This window comes from Paractinoplanes durhamensis (genome assembly GCF_016862175.1).
Lineage (GTDB): Bacteria > Actinomycetota > Actinomycetes > Mycobacteriales > Micromonosporaceae > Actinoplanes > Actinoplanes durhamensis.
This window is the reverse complement of record NZ_BOML01000006.1, coordinates 197,785-213,960: the sequence shown is the minus strand read 5'-3', so window position 1 is coordinate 213,960 and position 16,176 is coordinate 197,785. Positions and strand designations below refer to the sequence as shown.

General features: G+C 69.7%; 16 protein-coding genes. 8 read left to right on the top strand and 8 right to left on the bottom strand.

Translation table 11 applies throughout. The annotated features are described in order from the left end of the window. Positions 1–18: 18 nt before the first annotated feature. Positions 19–1,443 carry a DNA-3-methyladenine glycosylase 2 family protein gene (locus tag Adu01nite_RS03920; RefSeq protein WP_203724872.1) on the bottom strand — a complete coding sequence of 475 codons (1,425 nt, stop codon included), beginning with the start codon at positions 1,441–1,443 and terminating at the stop codon, positions 19–21. A 101-nt stretch (positions 1,444–1,544) separates the two neighbouring features. On the opposite strand from Adu01nite_RS03920, the gene ychF reads away from it, so the two are divergent. The 3 genes from ychF to Adu01nite_RS03905 are packed head-to-tail and all read left to right on the top strand — an operon-like array spanning position 1,545 to position 3,317. Continuing rightward, the gene (gene ychF, locus Adu01nite_RS03915; protein ID WP_203724870.1) at positions 1,545–2,630 is read left to right on the top strand and encodes a redox-regulated ATPase YchF; all 1,086 of its coding nucleotides are present in this window, start codon (positions 1,545–1,547) and stop codon (positions 2,628–2,630) included. Between the two features lie 55 nt (positions 2,631–2,685). Next, entirely contained in the window at positions 2,686–2,925 is a 240-nt protein-coding gene (locus Adu01nite_RS03910) for a hypothetical protein (protein WP_203724868.1), read from the top strand. Continuing rightward, the gene (locus tag Adu01nite_RS03905; protein WP_203724866.1) at positions 2,922–3,317 is read left to right on the top strand and encodes a PIN domain-containing protein; all 396 of its coding nucleotides are present in this window, start codon (positions 2,922–2,924) and stop codon (positions 3,315–3,317) included. The genes Adu01nite_RS03910 and Adu01nite_RS03905 overlap by 4 nt, the downstream gene beginning before the upstream one ends. Before the next feature lie 12 nt (positions 3,318–3,329). Here the strand turns inward: Adu01nite_RS03905 and Adu01nite_RS03900 are convergent, their stop codons facing one another. Genes Adu01nite_RS03900 through Adu01nite_RS03890 form a run of 3 tightly spaced genes read right to left on the bottom strand, consistent with a single transcriptional unit; the run spans position 3,330 to position 6,460 of the window. Beyond that, positions 3,330–3,911: a Uma2 family endonuclease gene (locus Adu01nite_RS03900; protein ID WP_203724864.1), complete on the bottom strand. Its 582-nt coding sequence runs from the start codon at positions 3,909–3,911 to the stop codon at positions 3,330–3,332. Positions 3,912–3,968: 57 nt separating this feature from the next. Further along, the gene (locus tag Adu01nite_RS03895) at positions 3,969–5,231 is read right to left on the bottom strand and encodes an SUKH-3 domain-containing protein (protein ID WP_203724863.1); all 1,263 of its coding nucleotides are present in this window, start codon (positions 5,229–5,231) and stop codon (positions 3,969–3,971) included. Then, the gene (locus tag Adu01nite_RS03890; RefSeq protein WP_203724861.1) at positions 5,228–6,460 is read right to left on the bottom strand and encodes an SUKH-3 domain-containing protein; all 1,233 of its coding nucleotides are present in this window, start codon (positions 6,458–6,460) and stop codon (positions 5,228–5,230) included. Before Adu01nite_RS03890 ends, Adu01nite_RS03895 begins: the two co-directional genes overlap by 4 nt. Positions 6,461–6,582: 122 nt before the next feature. Between Adu01nite_RS03890 and Adu01nite_RS03885 the strand changes: the two genes are divergently transcribed. From Adu01nite_RS03885 to Adu01nite_RS03865, 5 genes are read left to right on the top strand one after another with little or no spacing between them, the layout of a single operon-like run. Next, complete coding sequence (locus Adu01nite_RS03885; RefSeq protein WP_203724860.1) at positions 6,583–7,011, top strand: YbaB/EbfC family nucleoid-associated protein; 429 nt, start codon at positions 6,583–6,585, stop codon at positions 7,009–7,011. Then, positions 7,001–7,327, top strand: a complete 327-nt coding sequence (locus Adu01nite_RS03880; RefSeq protein ID WP_203724858.1) for a hypothetical protein — start codon at positions 7,001–7,003, stop codon at positions 7,325–7,327. Before Adu01nite_RS03885 ends, Adu01nite_RS03880 begins: the two co-directional genes overlap by 11 nt. 4 nt (positions 7,328–7,331) lie before the next feature. After that, positions 7,332–13,241: a toxin glutamine deamidase domain-containing protein gene (locus Adu01nite_RS03875; RefSeq protein ID WP_203724856.1), complete on the top strand. Its 5,910-nt coding sequence runs from the start codon at positions 7,332–7,334 to the stop codon at positions 13,239–13,241. After that, the gene (locus tag Adu01nite_RS03870) at positions 13,238–13,861 is read left to right on the top strand and encodes a hypothetical protein (protein ID WP_203724854.1); all 624 of its coding nucleotides are present in this window, start codon (positions 13,238–13,240) and stop codon (positions 13,859–13,861) included. The genes Adu01nite_RS03875 and Adu01nite_RS03870 overlap by 4 nt, the downstream gene beginning before the upstream one ends. After that, positions 13,858–14,181: a hypothetical protein gene (locus Adu01nite_RS03865; protein ID WP_203724853.1), complete on the top strand. Its 324-nt coding sequence runs from the start codon at positions 13,858–13,860 to the stop codon at positions 14,179–14,181. Before Adu01nite_RS03870 ends, Adu01nite_RS03865 begins: the two co-directional genes overlap by 4 nt. Here the strand turns inward: Adu01nite_RS03865 and Adu01nite_RS03860 are convergent. From Adu01nite_RS03860 to Adu01nite_RS03845, 4 genes are all read right to left on the bottom strand, one after another. After that, positions 14,148–14,618, bottom strand: coding sequence for a GNAT family N-acetyltransferase (locus Adu01nite_RS03860; protein ID WP_203724851.1), 471 nt, complete (start codon positions 14,616–14,618; stop codon positions 14,148–14,150). The two genes, Adu01nite_RS03865 and Adu01nite_RS03860, sit on opposite strands and share 34 nt — an antisense overlap. A 95-nt stretch (positions 14,619–14,713) precedes the next feature. Then, positions 14,714–15,205, bottom strand: coding sequence for an SRPBCC family protein (locus Adu01nite_RS03855; protein ID WP_203724849.1), 492 nt, complete (start codon positions 15,203–15,205; stop codon positions 14,714–14,716). Further along, entirely contained in the window at positions 15,192–15,539 is a 348-nt protein-coding gene (locus tag Adu01nite_RS03850; protein ID WP_203724847.1) for an ArsR/SmtB family transcription factor, read from the bottom strand. Before Adu01nite_RS03850 ends, Adu01nite_RS03855 begins: the two co-directional genes overlap by 14 nt. Before the next feature lie 111 nt (positions 15,540–15,650). Next, positions 15,651–16,121 (bottom strand): MarR family winged helix-turn-helix transcriptional regulator, encoded by a 471-nt coding sequence (locus tag Adu01nite_RS03845; protein WP_203724844.1) that lies wholly within the window; start codon positions 16,119–16,121, stop codon positions 15,651–15,653. Positions 16,122–16,176 lie beyond the last annotated feature (55 nt).

The window sequence follows — 16,176 nt, the reverse complement described above, 5'->3', positions numbered from 1 at the left end:
GCCTGTGGATAACCGTCGTCACGAGGCTCGCCACAGGCGGATGAGGGCGTATGAGCGCCACGGCCGCCACCGCTCGGCGTGCTTCTCCAAGGCCTTCGGCGTGGTGGGCAGGCCGAGCGCCGCCGCCCCGCGCCGCACGGCCAGGTCGGTCGGCAGGAACACGTCCGGGTCACCGATCGCGCGCATCGCCACATAGCCGGCGGTCCACGCGCCGATCCCGGGCAGCTCGATCAGCCGGGCGACCGATTCCTCCCGGTCCGCGCCCGGCTCCAGGTCGATCTTCCCGGCCGCGACCGCCTCGGCCAGGCGCCGGATCGTCTGCCGGCGGCTCACGGGCATCCCGAACGCGGTGTCCGGCAGCTCCGCGAGCGTCGCCGCGGACGGGAACCCGACCAGGTCCGGGCCGTCGAAGCCGCCCGCGGCCCGGAGCATCCGGGTCAGCGTCGTCCGCGCCCCGGCCACGCTCACCTGCTGCCCGACGATCGCCCGCACGGCCATCTCGAAACCGTCGACCGCCCGGGGTACCCGTACCCCCGGCTCGGCAGCAATCGCCGCGCTCAGCGCGACGTCCGCACCCAGCGTCGCATCGACCGCGTCGGGGTCCGCATCCAGGTCGAACAGGCGCCGGCAGCGCGCCACCGCCGGCGCGAGATCGCGCACGTCGGTCAGCCGCAGCGTGGCGGAGACCCATCGGCGCTCCGGCGTCAGCTCGACCGTCGCGCTGCCGTGCGGCAGAAGCAGACCGCGACGGTACGTCGTACCGCTGCGCTCCTCCACGCCCGGCAGCGCCCGCATCTCCAGGAAGTCGAGCAGCGCCGGAATGTGCAGCGGCGACCGGTAGGCGAGTCGCAGATTGATCGTCCCCGCCTCCGCCTGCGCCACCGGACGACGCTCGCGCAGCTGGCCCGGGGCCTGCGCGTACACCTCGAGGATCGTGTCGTTGAACTGGCGCACGCTGCCGAAACCCGCCGCGAACGCGATGTCCGCCAGACCGAGATCGGTCGTCTCGATCAGGATCCGCGCGGTCTGTGCCCGCTGGGCGCGAGCCAGTGCGAGCGGCCCGGCCCCCAGCTCCGCGGTGAGCATCCGGTTGAGGTGCCGCTCGGTGTAGCCGAGCCGGTTCGCCAGGCCCGGCACCCCTTCCCGGTCGACCACGCCGTCGCCGATCAGCCGCATCGCCCGGCCGACCAGGTCGGCCCGCACGTCCCAGTCCGGCGAGCCGGGCGCGGCGTCCGGCCGGCAGCGCTTGCAGGCGCGGAAGCCGGCCCGCTGGGCGCCGGCCGCGCTCGGGAAGAACGTGACGTTCTCCCGCTTCGGCGTCATCGCCGGGCAGGACGGCCGGCAGTAGATGCCGGTGCTGGTCACGGCCGTGTAGAACCAGCCGTCGAAGCGCTGGTCGCGGCTGTCCACGGCCCGGTAGCACCGCTCGAAGTCAAGTTCCATGACGTCGAGTCTGCTCCGCCGAGGGGCCGATCGGCTGGCGGAATTCGGACATGACCGTCGCCGGGCCGGCCGTCGTCGGCGGGTGCGTAAACTGGGCTTCCGTGAGCCTTACCATCGGAATCGTCGGCCTGCCGAACGTCGGCAAGAGCACCCTGTTCAATGCCCTGACCAAGAACGACGTGCTCGCCGCGAACTACCCGTTCGCGACGATCGAGCCCAACGTCGGCGTGGTCGGGCTGCCCGACGACCGCCTGGGAAAGCTCGCCGAGCTGTTCGGCAGCGAGAAGATCCTCCCCGCGCCGGTGAGCTTCGTCGACATCGCCGGCCTGGTCCGGGGCGCGTCGAAGGGCCAGGGCCGCGGCAACGCGTTCCTCGCGAACATCCGCGACGCGTCCGCGATCTGCCAGGTGGTGCGCGCGTTCTCCGACCCGAACGTGCTGCACGTCGACGGCAAGGTCTCGCCGGCCGACGACATCGAGACGATCAACACCGAGCTGATCCTCGCCGACCTGCAGACGGTCGAGAAGGCGCTGCCGCGCCTGCAGAAGGAAGCGAAGCTCAAGAAGGAAAAGGCGGCCACGGTGGCCTCCGCCGAGGCCGCGTTCAAGCTGCTCAACGACGGCGTCACCCTCTACCAGGGCGCCGCCTCGGCCGGCATCGACCTCGACCTGCTGGCCGAGCTGCACCTGCTCACCACCAAGCCGTTCCTGTACGTCTTCAACGTCGACGAGGCCGAGCTCGGCAACGAGGCGTTCCTCGACGAGCTCCGCGCCCTGGTCGCCCCGGCCGAGGCCGTCTTCATGGACGCGAAGATCGAGTCCGAGCTGATCGAGCTGGACGAGGCCGACGCCCTGGAGCTGCTGCAGTCCACCGGCCAGGCCGAGCCGGGTCTCAACCGGCTGATCCGGGTCGGCTTCGACACGCTGGGCCTGCAGACCTACCTGACGGCCGGCCCGAAGGAGGCCCGCGCCTGGGTGGTCCCGGTCGGCGCGACCGCCCCCGAGGCCGCCGGCGTCATCCACAGCGACTTCCAGCGCGGCTTCATCAAGGCCGAGATTGTCAGCTACGACGACCTGATGGCGGCGGGTTCGATGTCCGCCGCAAAGGCGGCCGGCAAGGTCCGCATGGAGGGCAAGGACTACATCATGAAGGACGGCGACGTCGTGGAATTCCGCTTCAACGTCTAGTTCCAGGGCCGTATCGGGGCCCAGGAGCGCGGTAACACCGTGGTATGGTCGCGGTATGGCGAAGACGCGGAAGGTCACCATCACGCTGCCGGTCGAGCTTCTGGAAAGCATGCGGGCGCACACCGACAACGTCTCCGGTTATCTGACCGAGTTGGCCGAACGTGCCGAGCGCCGCCGGCTTCTGCGGGACGAGCTTGACCACTATCAAGGTGAGTTCGGCGCGTTCACCGATCAGGAGATGGTCGAGGCTCAGGCTCTTCTGCACGGGACCGAGGGGATCGAGCGCGCGGCGTGAGCATCGAATCGCTGGTGCTCGATTCGCAGGGCCTCTCTTCGTGGATCGACCGGGACCGCAAGATGATGCGGCTCCTGGAGCAGGCAGAGCGGGACGGGGCCGATCTCGCCATATCGGCCGCCACGATCATTGAGGTTTCGTACGGCGGCGTGGACATCGCGCGGCTGAACTGGCTTTTGTCCCGGATTCGGGTGGAGCCGGTGACAAAGGAAACTGCCCGCCGCAGTGCCGCTCTCCTGCGGGAGGCAAATCTGCATGGGCACAAGTACGCCATCGACGCCATGGTCGCCGAAGTGGCACTGCGGCTGCCGGGGCCGGTGGTGGTGCTGACATCCGACGTCGACGACATGACAAAGCTGTGCGGCCAACGGGTCCGAGTCGTCGGGTTGTAACCAGGGACCGGCTCAGCTCTTGCGGCCGGGCACCAGCCCCTCCAGATCGAGATTGATCGCGAACGGCGTCGTGGTGCGCAGCTCGTGCCGGTGGATTCCGGTCGGCACGTATGCCCGAGTCGGTCCGTCGAGTTCGTAGGCATGGACCACCGGTGATCCGTCCTCGTCCTCGACGCGCCAGTGGTTCGCGATGCCGGCCTCCGCGTACTTTCGTAGCTTGACGCTGCGGTCACGGTGGGCCGATTCCGGCGAGACCACCTCCACGGTCAGAAGAGTCTCGTCAGGCGTGAAGAAGGTGCGGGACGGATCGTACGGCGCGGTCGTGGCCAGGAGATCGGGCTCCGGGCGATTCCATCGGTCGAGCCGGATCGTAATTTCCCGGTCGACTTCGACGCCTGCCGGTGCCTGGTCCATCAAGGACTTCACCAGCGCGGTGACCATCCGGGTGTGCCACACCCGCTGGGGTGACAGTCGGAAGACGAGCGCGCCGTCGATCAATTCGGTGTGGCGCGGTGCTTCGGCGAGCTTGTCGAGGTCATCGGCGTACCAGCCCTCAGGGCGCGGTGGCCGCATCCACTCGGGCACCGCAGTCATGCCGGGACCGTAGCATTCGATGACGGTGGCATCGGCCTGCTGCGATGACCTTCCGGGTCAGTCCTCGCCCGGGCCCCATGTGCCGTCGTCGGTGACGCGGTAGGTGCGGTAGCCGACGACCAGGGTTTCCAGGGCCTCGCCGAACGAGTCGGCGATGAACCACTCGCCGGCCTGGTCGAGGTCGAAGATGCGGCCGCGCTCGTCGATCGCCAGGATCGACTCGTTGTTGATGCTGCCGATCGGGAACAGGCGGGCGCCGATGACCTGGCCGAAGTCGTGCAGCACGTCCGCGCTGTGCTGGGCGAACGCCGGGCCGATGTAGACGACCCGGGAGCGCTGCTCCAGGCCCGGCGCGTGGCGGTGGATGACCACCGTGCCGGCGGTCTGGGCCAGGGCCTCGATCATGGCCGGGAACGCCTGGTGGCGGTGCTCCCTACCGTGGACCTTGACCACGTTTTCCGTCTCGAACTCGGCCAGGGAGACGGCGAAGGCGGGCGCGACGTCCGCCTTCCAGCCGCCGCGGCGCAGCTCCGAGGCCACCACGTCGGAGAACCGCTCCGGGTCGGGGCTGGGCGTCGGTGTCACCGGGTTGTCGTGCAGCGCGGCGACCGCGTCCCAGGGCAGAAGCCTGAGCTGGGTGAGGACGTAGACGCAGGTCTCGCACGGGTCGTTCGGCCGGCCGCCGAGCGGGTCGCCCGCCTCGCGGATCTGGAACGTCTCGAACTGGGCCGCCCCGAGCAGCTCGCGCGCCTCGTCGAGGGTCAGCGGGGTCCGGCCGTCCAGGGCCCGCTTGCGATCCGCCTCGTGCAGCACGTCCGAGCAGACGATCATCTCGGCGTGCCGCTCGCAGCCGCGGACGGTCTGCTGCGGGGTCTGCTCGGCCAGGCGCTCCAGGACCAGCCGGTGGTGGTTGAGCTTCTGGTCGCCCTTGGCGCCGCGCGCGATGTGGACGCGGCCCTCGACGGTGGCGTGGGCGGCGACGCCCGGTGCCACCCGCCGCCGGGCCTCGCGGCGCAGCTGCACCTCGGGGTCGGCGGTCCGGGGCGGGTCGACGACCGCGGCCCGCTGCTCGCCGTAGACCCGCTCCAGCGTGTCGGACGGCCAACTCGGCCACGTCGACACGCGGCCGGTGGCCCGGTCGATGACGGACGAGCCGGCGCCGATCTCGTCGGGCGAGGACGTGCGCCGGACCGGCGTGGTGGTGACGATGAAGCCCAGCTCGAACTCCACCACCGTGGCGCGGTATTCCGCGCCACGGGCCAGCGACTCGGCCCGGGCCCAGGCCGCGGCACTCGCGTCGGCGTCCACACGAGTGATCATTGCTGGACCCTCCAGGTGCCGTCGTTGTGCAGCCGGGCGGCCGGGTGACCCATCAGCAGCGCGGTGAACGCCTGCTCGACGGTCTCGCCGATGAACCACTCGCCGCCCTGGTCGAGGGCGAAGACGCGGCCGCGCTCGTCGATCGCGAGGACCGCCTCGTCGTGCCCCTCGATGCCGAACGGGAACAGCCGGGCCCCGACGAGGATGCCCAACTCGTACAGTGCGTCGGCCAGGTGCCGGAACCCGCCCAGGCCGATGTCGAAGGTCCGGACCCGGGTGGCGACACCCGGGCAGCTCCGGTTCGGGATGACGCCGTAGAACTCGGTGATCGCGGCCTCGGCCGCGGGGAACAACTCCAGCTCGAACTCGGCGCCCGGCATGGCCAGGACCCACGCCATCGCCAGCGCGCCGATCTTGGCCCGGTGCTCCCGCGACTCCGGTTCCCACCCGCGGTCGGCCAGCTCCCACGCGACCTCGGCGGGGAAACGGCCGGGCTCCGGGTCGGTGCCGGACGTCAGCCGGCGCTCGGCCCGGGGCGTCGGCGACACGACGGCGAGGCCGACCAGCACGGTTTCGCAGGTGATGCACAACCGGGCCGGCTCGCCGCCGAGCGGATCGCCGCTCTCCCGGATGTGGAACGTCTCGAACTGACCCTGCTGGAGCAGGTTGCGCGCCTCGTCGACGGTGAGCGGAACGCCGCGGGCCTTGTCGGCCTCGTAGAGCACATCGGACACGACCAGCAGCTCGGCGTGCCGCTCGGCGCCCCGGATCGCACTCGCCGCCGGGATCGCCGCCAGGGCCTGCGCGACCAGCGGATGGTGCTGCAACTCCTGGTCGCCCTTGGCGCCGCGGGCCCGGAACAACCGGTCGCCCAGCGTGATGTGCGCGGCGACCGAGGGGCTGACCCGGCGGAACGCCTCGCGCATCAGCTCGGCGACCGGGTCGGAGGTCTGGTGCCGGCCGATGGCGGCGTCGCGTCGCTCGCGGTAGCGCTCGTCGAGCTCGGCGGTGGACGCGGGCGGCCAGTGCGAGAGCCGGCCGGTGTCCCGGTCGATCACGGTGGTGATGTCCTCGCCCGGCTCGGTGCGCACCTCGGTCGGCAGCAGCATCGTCACCGCGTAGCCGAGAGCCAGCTCATCGACGTGCGGCGTGCAGATGTAACCCCGCCGGATCGACTGTTTGTGCGCCCAGCCCTCCGCGATGAATTCCGCCTCGTCCAGCGTGATCATCCGGCTTCCCCCATGACGATGAGCTTAGAACTATCGGACAACGTCTATTGTCGGGCGCCCTCGGAGTTGCCCGTGGCTGGTAAGTTTTCGAGTCAAATCGCCAGTCCTCGGGGGAGACCAGCGTGACCAGACAGTCCGATCGCGACGCCAACCACGCACTGCGGGCCCGTTTCGATGACGTGGTGTCGCAGTACGAGCGCCTGCGCTCCGGGCTCGACGACATGCAGGAACGCCTGGCCAGGATGGCCGTGACGGCCGAATCGCCGGACGGCATGGTGCGGGCCACGGTCGGCCCGCGCGGCCAGTTGATCGACCTCAAATTCGACCCCGACGTCTATCGCCGCCACGACCCCGACGAGCTGGCCCGCACCATCCTGCGCACCGTCGAGAAGGCCGTCGCGAAGACCACCGACCAGGTGCAGGAGCTGGTCGGCGAGTTCCTGCCGGCCGACTCCGGCGCGTCCCGATTCCTGCGCGACGGCAACTTCGGGTCGCTGCTCTCCCGGCAGGACCGGATCATGCGAGAGGCGGGCGACGACGATGACCGGTGAGCTCTATCTCGAACCCCAGCGCGCCAGCGACGCCGGCCGTGACCTTTCGCTGGCCGGCTCGCAGATGGTCAGCCTGGACAGCAGCACGGTCGCGAGCATCGCCGCGGCGAGCCAGGGGCAGCCCTGGGGCACCGACGACATCGGCGCCGCCTTCCAGAAGAACTACGGTCCGCTGCTTCAGCAGTTCACCGAGGCCTTCGGCCAGATCGCGGGCTACGTCGAGGCGCTCGGTGACGCCGCGCAGAAGTCGGTCGAGGACAACATGAGCGCCGACGCCCGCTCGTCGGAGACCGTCATCAAGTCGTACAAGGCCTGACGCCATGGCCGTGCTGCCGAGCCCGATTCCGCATCCGCTCGACTATTCGCCCTGGGACCTGCCCGGCTGGGCCTACGACGCCCTCGAATGGGTGGTCGGCTTCGACTGGCCGGAGGGCAACGAGAAGGTCACCTGGGACATCGCCGACCAGTGGTACGACCTGGTCGACGCGATGGCCGTGCCGCGCGAGGACGCCGCCGAGGCGGCCGAGCGGATCATCGACGCCTACGGCGGCAGCGGCACCACGATCGACGCCTTCATCGCCGCCTGGATGAAGGTCGCCAACGGCAACGAGGCGCCGCTCAACGCCCTCGTCGACTTCGCCTATCAAATGGGCAAGATGGTCGAGGAGTGCGGCCAGGACATCGAGAGCGCCAAGCTGGAAGCCTGGATCGAGCTCGGCATCTTCGTCATCGAGCTGATCGGCATGGCGGTCACCGTCGCCCTCACCCTCGGTGCCGCCTCACCGGCCGCCGGCGGCCTGATCGCCGCGACCCGGATGGCGATCCAGCAGATCTTCAAGAAGCTGATCGCGCAGCTCGCCAAGAAGGCCATCAAGCAGGGCCTCAAGGACATGGGCAAGCGCGTCGCCAAGGATCTGCTCACCAAGAAAGGCCTCAAGCAGCTCGCCAAGAAGGGGCTGCACGAGGCCAAGGACGAGGCCAAGGAGGAGTTCCTCACCAACCTCGGCATCCAGGCTTACCAGACGGCGAACGGCCGGAACAAGCTCGACTGGGGCGATCTCGCGGATCTCGGTCTCGCCACCGGGGCCGGCGCGGCCGGCGGGTTCGCGGCGCACGGCGGCAGCATCGGTGCGGGCGGCAAGCACGGCCTCTTCCGCGGCGCCGCCTCCGAGGTCCTCGGCGATCTGGGCGGGTCCGCGGCCACCGGCAACCTGTCCGATTTTGAGAGCCTCGCCAAATCCGCGACGTCCGGCGTTTCCGGCACGGCGATCGGCAACACGCATCACGATTTCAAGGGCATGAATGCCAGCCTCGTCGGCGCCGGTGACCTTTCGCTGAGCGACTTGCCGTCGGCTTCGTCGTCCCCCTCCGCAACTTCTTCCGGTACGGATGTGAGCTCCGCGGTCGGCGATTTCTCCTCGGGTGGCAGCCCGGTCCAGCCTGGATCTTCGGGTGGTTCGTCGGGAGGCGCGTCGCCCTCGATCCTGTCGTCCGGTGGGTCGGACGGGTCGGTGACGACCGCGGCCTCGCCCGTCGCGTCGACCGCGTCGCCGGTGGTCAGCCATCACGCCGACACCGCGACGGCGGCGGCACCCGCTTCGGCGTCCGCCGGTCACCCGGCCACGTCCTCGCCGTCGTCCGGCACGGTCTACGCGTCTTCGGCGGCGAGTCCGTCGGTGGATGCCGGCTCGTCCGTCTCCAGTGGTGCCTCGCTGGCGTCGTCGGCGCCGGCGGTCGACGCCGCCGCGCCGGCCGGGTCGCACGCGACCGCCTCGGCATCGGCCTCCGCGCCGGTCTCCACCACGGCGAGCACGCCGACGAATGCGCCGGTGGGCTTTGCCGGGAACACCGGCGGTCCCAACGTCACCGCGTCTCCCGCTGCCGCGCCCACCGGGGGCGCGCCGAGTTCGACCGTGTCGCTCACCGGGAGCAGCCCGGCGACAAGTCCGTCGAGTCTCAACGTCGGCCCGTCGACGAGCGGCCCGACCGGCACCAGCCCGTCGGTGAACCTCTCGCCGAGCAGCAACCCGTCGTCGAGCGTCACCTCGCCGCAGAGCCTGGACACCGGCGGTGCGCGCTCCGGCGGCCCGACCATCAGCTCGACCGGCGGCGTGAACACGTCAGGCCCGAACGTCACGAGCCCGAGCACGACAAGCCCCAACATCAACAGCCCCAACATCAACAGCCCTGGTGGTACGGGGCCGAACGTCACCAGCAATCCGACTCCGAACAGCCCTGGGCCGACCAATCCGGGGCCGAACACCAGCACTCCGACCACCGCCGGGCCCGATGCGAGTCGGCCGCGCACGGACACGCCGCTGGCCTCGACCGGCACCACCACGCCGGACACGTCCTCGCCCTCGAAGTCGTCGCCGAACCCAGCCGATTCGGGACGCCCGAATTCCACCGCGCCGAATTCCACCGCGCCGAATTCCACCGCCCCGAATTCCACCGCGCCGAATTCCACCGCGCCGGACTCCTCCCCGTCGCCGGATCGGCGGGACACGCCGCCGTCGTCGACACCCGGGGATCGGTCGCATCCGGACTCCGGCAAGAACGATCCGCTGGTGGGGGCGGCCGGGCACGCCAATCCGAACCTGACGTCGCGGACGCCCGACCAGGCTCGGTACGAGCAGGCCTACTTCGATCACCAGGCGCAGAACAAGCAGCCCGTCCTCGACCGGATCTTCGCCCGGGAGCGCGGCCGGCACGACACCGTGATCGACGCCTACCGGCAGCAGCAGTCGGCGGCCCGGCGCGAGATGTGGAAGTCGAGGCTCACGCTCGACTTCGCCAGTGCGGCCCACTACCGGAGCCTGGAAGCCCACTACCGGCAGAAGGGCCAGGACGCTCGGCAACTCCGCGACCAGGTCGACGACGCCCTGCACCGGGTGACGCTCGACCTCGGCGACCCCAATGATCCGTTCACCACGCCGGCCGACTTCGACAAGGCGAACAAGGACCGCGGACACCTCGCGGACGGCCCGGTCCACGACAACGACCAGTCGAAACTGCCCGGCGGACGGCCGAGCTCACGGACCCTCCGGAAGTACGGCGAATTCGGTGGTCTGCGCCGTCCGCTGGCGATGCACCAGCAGGACCTGGAGCGGGTGGTGCCCCGTGATCAGAACGGGGTGCCGGTGCGCACGCCGGACCCTCGCGGCCCGCTGCTGAAGCTGCTCAACGACGGCGGGCCGATCGCGGACCCCACCCGCGGCTACAACTGCCTCGACTGCTCGCTGTCGTTCCTGGAGACCTATCTGCACGGCCGGCCGACCGTCTCCGCGCCCCGCACGGTGGACAAGTACACGTTCGGCGAGTCCGACGCGCAGCCGGGCGAGGCCCGCGGCACGTACCGGGCCGAGGAGGCGACCGGCAGCGCCTTCACCCACGTCACGCCGAACGACCCGACCAAGACCCCGGCCGCGGTCAAGGTCGAGATCGATCGCGGTTTCGAGGCGGTGGCCCGCACGCTCCTGCAGGGCGGCCACGGTTCCACCGCGGTCATCGTCACCGAGTGGCAGAGCGGAAGCGCGCACGCCTGGAATGCCGTCAACCACCACGGCACCCTGCTCTTCATCGACCCGCAGACCGGCGAGCACCAGGACGCGACGAACTGGCAGGGCGGCCCCGGCCACCGGACGCTCTACGGCCACACCGGCACCTCGTTCGGCGGCAACGCGGTCGGGCTGCACGCCCTGATGGTCGACGGCCAGGGCAATCCGATGGCCGTCCCGAACACGCAGCTGTCGCCCTACAGCAACCAGAAGACGCTGCCGGCGCCGCCGCTGGCCTACCAACAGCAGCAGGCCCAGCTCCAGCAGCAGGCAATCCAGCAACAGCAACAGAACCAGACACTGCCTGCTCCGCCACCGATCACGACGCAGCAGCAGACGCTGCCGCCTCCGCCACCGATCACCACGCAGCAGCCTGCGCCGCCGATCACGCAGCAGACGACGCCCACGCCGCCGCCGATCACGACGCAGCAGCAGTCGGCTCCTCCTGCACCGCCGGTGACGACGCAGCAGTCCGCGCCGCCGGTCACCACGCAGCAGTCCGCGCCGCCGGTCACGCCACACACTCAGCCGTCGCCTTCGGTCGACACGCATATGCCGCAGCCGGAACCGACGGTTGAGTCGGGGGATCCGACCGTTCGGACGCCCTCGGTGCCGGATGTGACGCCGTCGCCGCAGGTGGACAGCTCACCGCGTACGGAAGAAACGCAGAGCTCGCCGTCGCCGTCGCCGGAGCCGGCGCCGAAGCAGCGAAGCTCTGATCCGCTGTCGGCCCTTGATCCCAAGAATGACCCGCTGTCGGTGCTCGATCCGGCGCCGCGCAAGACCGGCGACATCACGACCGCGCTGGCCACCGACACGACGGTGACGCCGTCGCCGGAGCCGGCCCCGACGGTGGACCCGCGGGCGGCCGAGGAGCAGCGGCAGAAGGAGAACTACCAGTTCGCGACCCAGCGCGCCCGGCTGGACTTCGACGAGTCGCACCGGCAGGGGATGGGCCGGGATCTGCGCAAGCAGTCCGAGGTCCGGTTCGAGCAGGCGATCGAGCTGGGTCGTGCCGCCCGGGGTGCCGACGATAGCCACGACTACGTGACCGCTGACCAGCTCACGGCCGACCGCAAGCGCACGGAGCACGATGCGGAAGGGCTGCTCGACCGGGCCATCGAGGTGGAGAACGGCGCCGACATCGGCGACGTCGAGCTCACCGGCAACGACTGGGAAGTGGTCAACGAGACCGACGGCGGCAGCGATCTCGCGGTCGGTCCGGTGGAGACCGACGACCGGTCGAGCCTGACCGGTGACGACGGCCCGCGCTCGATCGACACCACCCGCCGCTACAACACGCGCGGCGGTCTTCGTCCGCCGCTGCGGATCCACCAGACCGACCTGGAACGCGCGATGCCGCGCGACGAGGACGGCAACGTGGTGCGCAACGCCGATCCGCGGCGCGGCCGCTGGTTCGGCCTGATGAACGACGGCGGCCCGGAGGCCGACCCGACCCGCTCGATCAACTGCGGCGACTCGGTGCTCTCGCTGTTCGACACCTACATGCACGCCCGGCCGCGGGTGTCGGCACCGCGAACGTTCGACGGCTACCACAACGGCGACCCGAGCCGCCCGATCGGCGCCGAGCGCGGAGTCTCGGCCCGCATCGAGAACACCACCGGCGGCCGCTTCGAGGGCCTCACCGACGTGAGCTCACTCGACCCGAACCACGCGCGCGCCGAGATCCGGCTCGCGGAGGGCCGCATCCACCGCCACCTGCTCAGCCTCGGCCACGGTTCGTTCGCGTTCATCACCACCCAGGACCAGGCCGGCCGCACGCACGAGATCGCCGCGGTCAACCAGAACGGCACGATCCTCTACCTCGACCCGCAGACCCGCGCGGTGACCGAGAACTCCCCGCTGCGCACGAACACCGGCTTGGACGTCCCGTCGGACGTGGTCCGAATGGACGCGCTGACGGTCGACGGTCAGGCCCGCCCTCGCCCGCTGACCACCGGCGACGGCCCGTTCATCGCCGCCGACCCGGCGGGTGCCGTGCCGGAGCCCGACAAGGTCTACTCCGAGGCGCAGCAGGCGGAGATGAAGCAGTACGGCAGCGAGTTGGGCCTGAGCGAGAAGCAGTCCGAAGGCTTCATCTCGGTGGGATCCATCGAGAAGCCGGAGAACGTGGCGAAGGGCCGGCCCGCCAAGGAAGCGCTCACGACCGAGCAGGTCAAGCAGCAGATGGACAACTGGACGAACGAGGTGCGGCCCCGGGGCTATCCCTATCACTTCACCAGCCGTGCGCAGTTCGAGGCATTTACCAGCGAGGTTCAAGACCTGCAGGAGGCGTACGGGTTGCCGAGCGGCCGCGTTGTGGTGCAGGGATCGTCGCTCCGGACGCCCAATGCCGGCGATGTCGACGTGGCGATCGTCGTGCCGGACGCTCAGTTCGATGCCTATGGTGAGGAGTGCCGGGACGGTATCGATAGCCGGGCGAGCGCCGGAGCGAACAAAAAAATGGGCAAGGATTTGAACCGGTGTCTCGCCAAGGGATTCGTGCCGAAGTTCCTGGCAAATCGTCCGGCCGGCGTAACTCAGACGTTTGCCCAGGCCACGCACGAGCTGGCGGCCCGTTACGGGCTGCCCGGGCTCGATCTGTCCGTTATGAAGGCGTCGAGTGTTATGATCATGTACCCGGATTTGGACCTCGATATGGATCGGCAATGAGCGGCTTGCAGAGCAAATTCTTCCGTTATGGAGAATCCGCCGAGGAGGAAGTTTCGGAGGCGGAGGCGCGCGCGGACGAATCGTTTGCGCGGGGTGTTTTCGACGCCGCCGGAGAATTGGTTCGTAAAGAGCATTACCGCAAGGGCGAGCTGAAGCAGGTTCGTTATTACGCCGGTGGACTCGAATCAATTATCGCCGAGCATGCTCGCGATTATCCCGGAGTAGAGTTCGCGGCGGTCCGCACCGAGAGTGCGCCGGAAGGCTTCCGGTGGACGTTCCTCGCCCGGTTCGCCGCCGACGGAAGCTCGCTGGGTTTCATCACCCACCTCGTCGATCCGGCCGGCTCGGAGCTGATGACCCTGGAGTACGACGCCGCCGGCGACCTGCGGGTGATCACCAAGGACTGGGACGAGTCGCCGGACGAGAGCGGCATGCTCTTCGAGTACGGATCCGACGGCCAGAACGTGCTCGTCAGCGACCTTGAGTACGGCGACTCCCTGAACTTCGAGGGCGTCCTGCAGGCGATGCCCGACCCGGCCTTCTACGCCGACGGTCTCGCGCTCCCCGCCGCGTTGGCCGGCACCCCGATCCCCGCGGTGCGCGACCACTTCCCGCGGTGACCGACGAGGTCGATCTCTCCGAACTGGACTGCAAGATCTTTGTGAGCGGCGCCGGCGGCCGGGATCAGCTCGACGCGTGGATCAACCCGGTGGCCGCCGGCGGCGATACCGAGATCTTTGTGGGCGAGAACGAGGACGCCGGCGCAGGGCATGGCTTCCTGTTCTTCGACCACGTCGTCGAGGTCTACTTCGCCCGGCAGGCCGACCTGAATCGTCGCGTCGGCGTGGTCTCCGCAATCCTGAACGAGCTTCGGCGACGCGGGCTCTCAGCGGTCGCGGCCTGCGACTACGAGGAGCGGCTGCCCAGAGACCGTTCGTAGCAGACGGAGATGTCCGAGCCGGTGTAGGCGCCGAACACCGGGATTTGGTGGTAGCCCTCTCGTTCGTAGAAGCGCATGGCGTCGGGCTGGCCGTTGCCGGTTTCCAGGCGCAAGGTGGTCCAGCCCTGGGCTCGGGCGTGCGTCTCCAGCGTGCGCAGGATGGCGGTGGCCACGCCCGTTCCTCGGCTGGCCGGCGCTACGTACATGCGCTTCACCTCGGCGGTTGTCCGGTCCAGCCGGCGCAGGGCGCCGCAGCCGATCGCCTCGCCGTCGGGGGTGACCGCCACCAGGAACAGGTCGATGTCGCCGGCCGTGGGGATGATGCCGGGCTCGTTGGCGGCGTCTCCGTAGCGCTCGTCGAGCTCGACCCGCTGCGCCTTGCGCAGCGCGGCGCCCGCCAGGTCGTCCCAGCTCCGCTCCTCGATGGTCCAGGTCACCGTGCGGCCCTTTCTCGCGATAACGGCGGCCCGTTCGGCCGTGGTACAGGAGCGTAGGGCACGAAGGCCTCCGGCCGGAGGCCCTCGCGTGACGGCTAGGCCAGGGAGCGGGCGACCTGTTCCAAGGCGTCGTACGACTCCTGCATGCCGCCCTCCATGCCGGACTCGATGACCATGTCGCGGCCGGTCTTGTCCTTCATCTCCATCAGGGCCTCCAAGTAGGTGCGGCCGTCCTTCTCGGTCAGCGTCACGGTGACCACGGCGGCGTTCTCGTCCGGGTCGGGGATGCCCTCGAAGGCCTCGGTGTTGACCAGGCGGTCGGGGGCGGAGATCTCCCGATACTCGCCGTGGAAGGCGACCTCGAAGCCGCCGTTCGCGGTCATCACGTAGCGCCAGCTGCCGCCGACCCGCAGGTCGACCTCGACGCTGGTCACCGCGCCGCGCTCGCCGGCCCACCAGCGCTTGATGAGCTCGGGCTCGGTGTAGGCGCGCCAGACCAGGTGGCGTGGGGCGTCGAACTCGCGGATGATCAGAATCTGGTTGTCGGTGGGAAGGGTCACCTTCGCCGTGCCGCTAGTCGGTGCCATCGGGTTCCTCCTCTTTGAGCTCCGCAAGAACGGTGTCCAGCAGGTCGAATCGAGCGTTCCACGACTGCTCGTACTTGCGGAGCCAGTCGTGGATCGGGCGCAGCGGCTCCGCGTTCAGCCGGTAGAGCCGCTGCCGGCCCTCGTCGCGGACGCGCACCAGGTCGACCTCGCGCAGCACACGCAGGTGCTTGGAGACCTGGGGCTGGGCCAGGCCGAGCATGGCGACCAGGTCGTTGACCGGGCGCTCGCCCTGGGCCAGGAGGTCGAGGATCTGCCGTCGCCGGGGTTCGGCCACCGCATTGAACGCATCCGTGGTTGTCGCCGCTCGTGCCATGCCTCGAATCGTATACCCATAACGGAATACGTCAAGGCGCTTGGCTTGAGCAGCGCGGGGCGGTCCGCTTGCGGTTGGGGGAGTTTTGGAGCGTACGTCAGGAAAAGGGGTTTATGAATCTCCGGCGATGGCGTTCAGGGCCTTGGCCAGCTGGGGGAGATCCAACTCGGTCAGGTGCTCGAAGATGTGGTGGCGGACGCTGGCCAGGTGAGTGGGCCAGGCCTCGCGCAGGCGAGCGAGACCATTTTCGGTCAGCACGGCATTCCAGCCGCGGGCGTCCGAGTCGCACTTGATGCGCTTGACGTAGCCCTGCGCCTCGAGCTTCGCGGCCAGCCGGGTCATCCCGCTCAGGGACATGTCGCAGGCCTGGGCGAGCTCGCTCATCCGCAGATGACCGCACGCCGACTCGGAGAGGTGGCGCAGCACGCTGTATTCGCTGGCCGTCATGCGTTGCTCGCGCTCGAGGTCGTTGTTGAGGGCTCTCGGGAGCACGAGCATCATGCGGCCCAGAGCGCGCATGACCGCCTCCTCCTCCGCGCTGAGCGGAGCGAGCCCGTTCGGCGGTGGGGTCGTGGCGGACATGCCAGTGATCGTACGACTCGGGCGCCCACGTGCTTGCTTGGCGAAACAAGCCCCT